The organism is Micromonospora sp. DT44, from assembly GCF_049841635.1.
GTDB lineage: Bacteria > Actinomycetota > Actinomycetes > Mycobacteriales > Micromonosporaceae > Micromonospora.
Window position 1 is genome coordinate 1 of sequence record NZ_JBNCKS010000200.1, and the last position, 291, is coordinate 291.

Here is a 291-nt window from a genome sequence, read left to right on the forward strand (position 1 = left end):
AACGACAGGGGCAGGAAGTCATACCGGGCCGGGCGACCGAGGGTCCCCGGCTGGGGACGATCAAAAAGGTAACGGGTCCGTCCGTGCCGGTGAGGCGGCGGAGGACGCCGCGCTGCGCGAGGCCCGCGAGGAGACTGGGCTGACGGGCTTTCGCATTGTCCGGAAGCTGGGGGAGGTCGAGTACGACATCACACCGCTTCGGTTCGAGATCCAGTGAGGTGATCTCAGCAAGATTCGGCGGCCGAGTGGGGATGACACGGGCGTAACGTCCATACCGGACGGCGTTGGCTA

General features: G+C 66.0%; 1 protein-coding gene. It reads left to right on the top strand.

Going from position 1 to position 291, the window contains the following annotated elements:
- The coding region (locus ACLQ25_RS32895) for an NUDIX domain-containing protein (RefSeq protein WP_425734621.1) at window positions 1-217 on the top strand (217 nt) is incomplete at its 5' end.
- Window positions 218-291 lie beyond the last annotated feature (74 nt).